Raw genomic sequence first — 5,412 nt, forward strand, 5'->3', positions numbered from 1 at the left:
ACGATTCACCTCCACCTGGACGATGCTGTCCACCGGAAACGAGCGGGAGATGGATCAGGAGCAGACGCCGGCGAAGTACTACCTCTATGAACGCAAAAACCCCTGAACCACAACGGGTCAGGGGTTCCCGCGTCGAATGACTAGGTCAGCGAGGACGGCGGCAGGAACCGGTCGCCATACTTGGCCGCCAGCTCCTTGGCCCGCGCCACGAAGGCTTCCTTGCCGGTGCCGAGCGCACCTTGGTAGCCGACGATAAACTGCGCCGAGCCACCGGTGTACGGCGGGAAGCCGATACCCATGATCGAGCCGATATTGGCGTCGGCGGTCGACGTGAGCACACCTTCGTCGAGGCACTTCTGGGTTTCCAGCGCCTCGGCGAACAGCATCCGGTCGACCATGTCCTGCAGCGGCAGCTCAGTCGAACCGGACTTGAACGTCTCGCGCAGGCCCGGCCACAGCCGGGTCCGCTTGCCGTCGACATACTCGTAGAAGCCGGCGCCCTTCAACCGCGACGGGCGCTCGAGCTCGATCATCTTCTCGACAACGGCCTCGGCTGGGTGCGGCTCGTACTTGCCGCCGGCGTCCTCGACGCCCTTGCGGCTCGCGAGAGCGATCTTGTGCATCAGCTCCAGGTTGAGCTCGTCGGACAGCTGCAGTGGCGGCGCCGGGTATCCGGCCTGCGAGCCCGCGTGCTCGATGCTGGCAGGCTCCACACCCTCGCCCAGCATCGCGAGCGCCTCGTTCACGAAGGTGCCGATCACGCGGCTGGTGAAGAAGCCGCGGCTGTCGTTGACGACGATCGGGGTCTTGCCGATGGCCAGGGTGTAGTCGAACACTCGCGCCAGCGCCTCGTCAGAAGTCTTCTCGCCCTTGATGATTTCGACCAGCGGCATCTTGTCGACCGGTGAGAAGAAGTGGATCCCGATGAAGTCCTCCTGCCGCTTCACGCCGGTCGCCAGACCGGTGATCGGCAGCGTCGAGGTGTTCGACCCGAGCAGCGCGTTGGGTTCGACGACGTCCTCGATCTCCTGGAACACCTTGTGCTTGAGGTCCTGGTTCTCGAAGACGGCCTCGACCACGAAGTCAACGCCCTTCAGGTCGGCCGGGTCAGCGGCCGGCGTGATGCGGTCCAGCAGCGCCTTGGACTTCTCCTCGGTGGTCTTGCCCCGCTGAAGTGCTTTGGCCTCAAGCTTTTCCGAGTACGCCTTGCCCTTCTGCGCGGCCTCGATGCTGACGTCCTTGAGCACCACCTCGTAGCCTGCCTTGGCGGATACGTAGGCGATACCGGCGCCCATCATGCCCGCGCCCAGCACACCGATCTTGTGGATCTTGACCGGCTCGATGCCGTCCGGCCGCGACCCGCCACCGTTGATGTGCTGCAGGTCAAGGAAGAACGCCTGGATCATGTTCTTGGCGACCTGACCGGTGACCAGCTGAGTGAAGTATCGGCTCTCGATGCGGCTGGCGGTGTCGAAGTCCACCTGAGCACCCTCGACGGCCGCGTCCAGGATGGCCCGCGGCGCCGGCATCGGCGCACCCTTGAGCTGCTTCTTCAGCAGCGCCGGGAACGACGGCAGAACTCCGGCCAGCGCGGGGCTGGACGGTGTACCGCCAGGCATCTTGTAGCCCTTGACATCCCACGGCTGGGTGTGCGACTCGGGGTTGGCCTTGATCCATGCCTTGGCGGCGGGCACCAACTCATCGACGGAGCCGACAAGCTCGTCGACCAGGCCGGTCTCCTTGGCCTGTGCCGGCTTGAACCGGGTGCCCTGGGACAGGATGTTCATGAACGCGTTCTGGATGCCGAACATCCGCACGGTGCGGGTCACGCCGCCGCCACCGGGCAGCAGGCCCAGCGTCACCTCGGGCAGACCGACAACCAGGCCCTTGACGTCGGCGGCGATGCGGTGGTGACACGCGAGCGCGATCTCCAGGCCGCCCCCGAGCGCCGCGCCGTTGATGGCGGCGACGACCGGCTTACCGAAGGTCTCGAGTGCGCGAAGGTCCTTCTTGATCCCCTCGACGGTGCTGAAGAACTCGCCTGCATCCTCCGGCTGAGCCTGGATCATGCCCTTGAGGTCACCGCCCGCGAAGAAGGTCTTCTTCGCGCTGGTGATCACTACGCCGGTGATCGAATCCTTCTCGGCGACAAGCTTTTCCACCGCGTTGTGCATCGACTCCGCGTAGTGCTCGTTCATCACGTTCGCCGACCCGGTGGGGTCATCGAGCGTCAAGGTGACGATGCCGTCGGCATCCTTGTCCCAATGAATGGTGTTCTCTGCCATGGCCCTGGACCCTTAAACCCTCTCGATGATGGTGGCGACACCCATGCCGCCGCCGATGCACAGTGTGATGAGCGCGCGACGGGCGTTGCGGCGCTCGAGTTCGTCGACCATGGTGCCGGTGATCATCGCGCCGGTGGCACCGAGCGGGTGTCCCATCGCGATGGCGCCGCCGTTGACGTTGAGCTTCTCGTCCGGGATGTTGAGGTCCTTTTGGAACTTCAGCACGACCGAGGCGAAGGCCTCGTTCAGCTCGAACAGGTCGATGTCGTCGATCGTCAGACCGGTGCGGTCGAGCACTTTGCGGGTGGCGGGGGTCGGACCGGTGAGCATGATGACCGGGTCCGCGCCGCTGGTGGCGGTGGCCACGACGCGCGCCCGCGGGGTCAGGCCCTGCGATTTGCCCGCCGCCTCGGAGCCGACGAGCACCAGCGCGGCGCCGTCGACGATGCCGGAGCTGTTACCGCCGGTGTGCACGTGGTTGATCTTCTCGACGGCGTGGTACTTCGTCAGCGCCACGTCATCGAAGCCGCCCATCTCGCCGATGCCGTCGAACGCGGTCTTCAGCTTGCCCAGGCCTTCCAGCGTGGTGTCGGGCCGCATGTGCTCGTCGTGGTCGAGGATGGTCAGACCGTTCTGGTCGAGAACCGGCACCACCGACTTCGCGAAGTAACCACCCGACCAGGCCTCGGCGGCCTTGTGCTGGCTGCGCAGCGCATAGGCGTCCACGTCCTCGCGGGAGAAGCCCTCGATGGTGGCGATCAAGTCGGCGCCGATGCCCTGCGGCACGAAGCCGATCTGGTAGTTGGTCTCGGGGTCGGTCGCCCAGGCGCCGCCGTCGGAGCCCATCGGGACACGACTCATCGACTCGACACCACCGGCCAGCACCAGGTCATCCCAGCCGGAGCGCACCTTCTGTGCGGCGGTGTTGACGGCCTCCAGGCCCGAGGCGCAGAACCGGTTGAGCTGCACGCCACCGGTGGTCTCGGGGAGCCCGGCAGCGAGCACCGCGGTCCGGGCGATGTCGCCACCCTGGTCGCCGACCGGCGACACGACGCCGAGGATCATGTCGCTGATCAGGGTCTCGTCCAGGTCGGGGAACCGCCTGCGCAGCTCGTCGACCAGGCCGACAACCAGATTCAGCGGCTTGACCTCGTTCAGCGAGCCGTGGCGCTGCTTGCCACGTGGCGTGCGGATGGCCTCGTAGATGAAGGCTTCTTCGGACATGACTGATTCCTCTTCAACAAGTTGATTTTCAGATCCGGCTACGGACCTGTCGTTGCCGACGCTAGTCCTCTGTTGGCCACCGTAACAGGGCGGCCGATCAACCTGTTGGTTGGGCCGGGTCCGCAGGGACGAACGTGAAGCTAGACCCACACTCGGCGCCCAGCGTGAAGCTGGCCGCACGCTCGCGGCCGGCTCGGCCGCCTAGGCTCGACGACCATGACGGTGTCGCGACTGCAACCCTATGCGACCACGGTGTTCGCCGAGATGTCGGCGCTGGCCGCGCGGGTCGGCGCGGTGAACCTCGGCCAGGGGTTCCCCGACGAGGACGGCCCGCCGGCGATGCTCAAGGCCGCCCAGGACGCGATCGCCGAGGGCGTCAACCAATACCCGCCGGGCATCGGTATTCCGGCGCTGCGGGAAGCGGTCGCGTCTCAGCGGAAGAGGAAGTACGGCATCGACTACGACCCGGCGACCGAGATACTGGTCACGGTCGGGGCCACCGAGGCGATCGCGGCCGCCGTGTTCGGACTGGTCGAGCCCGGCTCCGAGGTCATCTTGATCCAGCCGTTCTACGACTCCTACTCCCCGGTGGTGGCAATAGCCGGCAGTAAGCGGGTCGTCGTGCCGCTCGTTCCGGACGGTCGCGGCTTCACGCTCGACATCGACGCGCTGCGGCGAGCAGTGACCCCGCGCGCCCGCGCGCTGATGCTCAACTCTCCGCACAATCCCACCGGCACGGTGTTCGGCGAGGCCGAGCTGGCGGCTATCGCGGAGGTTGCCGTGGCGGCCGACCTACTGGTCATCACCGACGAGGTCTACGAGCATCTGGTGTTCGACGGCCACCGACACATACCGTTGGCCGGCCTCGACGGGATGGCCGAGCGAACGATCACGATCTCGAGTGCGGCGAAGATGTTCAACTGCACCGGCTGGAAGATCGGATGGGCTTGCGGGCCGGCGGAACTCATTCATGGCGTGCGCGCGGCCAAGCAGTACTTGAGCTACGTGGGGGGTGCCCCGTTCCAGCCGGCGGTGGCGGATGCTCTCAACACCGAGGACGCGTGGGTGGCTTCGCTGCGGAACTCGTTGCAGGACAGGCGAGATCGGCTGGCACGCGGGCTGACCGAGGTCGGCTTCCGGGTGCATGACAGCGCAGGCTCCTACTTCCTCTGCGCCGATCCGCGTCCGCTGGGCTACGACGACAGCACCGAGTTCTGCGCGGCGCTGCCCGAACAGGTCGGGGTGGCCGCGATTCCGATGACGGCATTCTGTGATCCCGCTGCGGAGGACTGGGCTGCGTGGAATCACTTGGTGCGGTTCACCTTCTGCAAACGCGAAGACACGCTTGACGAAGCGATCCGCCGACTTGGGCAACTGCGCGAGGGGCCCGCTACATCGAACGGTTCGACGAAACGCTCGCCATGACCCGCCGTCGCAGTCCCTCGGTCGCAGCGTAGAGGACTTTCTTGCGTGCCCGATTGAGCAGGAACTCGGGTATCGGCGCCGACGGCTCGAGGGTGATCTCGAATCGCACCCGCGTCCTGTCCTCGGTTTCGCGTTGCAGCGTGTACTCGACGTGCTGCGCGTGTTGCTGCAAAGTCTTGTTGGCGTCCCACACCACCCAGTCCGGTCCCCAGTGATACTCGAGGACTTCGGTGTCGATGATGCCGACGATCCTGATGGTGACCTTCACATGATGGGGGCGGCCGTCGGGATAGCTATCGATGACTTCGGCCCGTTTGTGTACCGAGGACCAGGACGGCACCGAGCCGACATCGGCCAGCGCCTCCAGAATCGCCTCCGGCGGCGCCTCGATGACAACCTCTCGCGATGCTTGTACGGCCACTACTAGCAAACTAGCAACGCGGCCGGGTTTGCGCAGCTATGCGGCCGGTCAGAAATG

At 65.9% G+C, this 5,412-nt stretch carries 4 protein-coding genes; 1 reads left to right on the forward strand and 3 read right to left on the reverse strand.

Annotated elements, in window-relative coordinates:
- Positions 1-140: 140 nt before the first annotated feature.
- A complete protein-coding gene (locus WAN02_RS27985) occupies positions 141-2,285 on the reverse strand; it encodes a 3-hydroxyacyl-CoA dehydrogenase NAD-binding domain-containing protein (RefSeq protein WP_422268530.1) in 2,145 nt (714 codons plus the stop codon).
- Between the two features lie 12 nt (positions 2,286-2,297).
- The gene (locus tag WAN02_RS27990) at positions 2,298-3,509 is read right to left on the reverse strand and encodes an acetyl-CoA C-acetyltransferase (protein ID WP_422268532.1); all 1,212 of its coding nucleotides are present in this window, start codon (positions 3,507-3,509) and stop codon (positions 2,298-2,300) included.
- Positions 3,510-3,725: 216 nt separating this feature from the next.
- On the opposite strand from WAN02_RS27990, the gene WAN02_RS27995 reads away from it, so the two are divergent.
- Positions 3,726-4,934, forward strand: a complete 1,209-nt coding sequence (locus WAN02_RS27995; protein WP_422268534.1) for a pyridoxal phosphate-dependent aminotransferase — start codon at positions 3,726-3,728, stop codon at positions 4,932-4,934.
- On the opposite strand, the gene WAN02_RS28000 is transcribed toward WAN02_RS27995, so the two are convergent.
- Positions 4,900-5,355, reverse strand: a complete 456-nt coding sequence (locus WAN02_RS28000) for an SRPBCC family protein (protein WP_422268536.1) — start codon at positions 5,353-5,355, stop codon at positions 4,900-4,902. The genes WAN02_RS27995 and WAN02_RS28000 overlap by 35 nt on opposite strands.
- Between the last annotated feature and the right edge of the window lie 57 nt (positions 5,356-5,412).

Source organism: Mycobacterium sp., from assembly GCF_049281135.1.
Taxonomy (GTDB): Bacteria; Actinomycetota; Actinomycetes; order Mycobacteriales; family Mycobacteriaceae; genus Mycobacterium.

Coding starts and splice junctions, on each gene's coding strand:
- WAN02_RS27990 (WP_422268532.1), bottom strand. CDS start 3,509: ATGTCCGAAGAAGCCTTCATCTACGAGGCCATCCGCACGCCACGTGGC.
- WAN02_RS27985 (WP_422268530.1), bottom strand. CDS start 2,285: ATGGCAGAGAACACCATTCATTGGGACAAGGATGCCGACGGCATCGTC.
- WAN02_RS27995 (WP_422268534.1), top strand. CDS start 3,726: ATGACGGTGTCGCGACTGCAACCCTATGCGACCACGGTGTTCGCCGAG.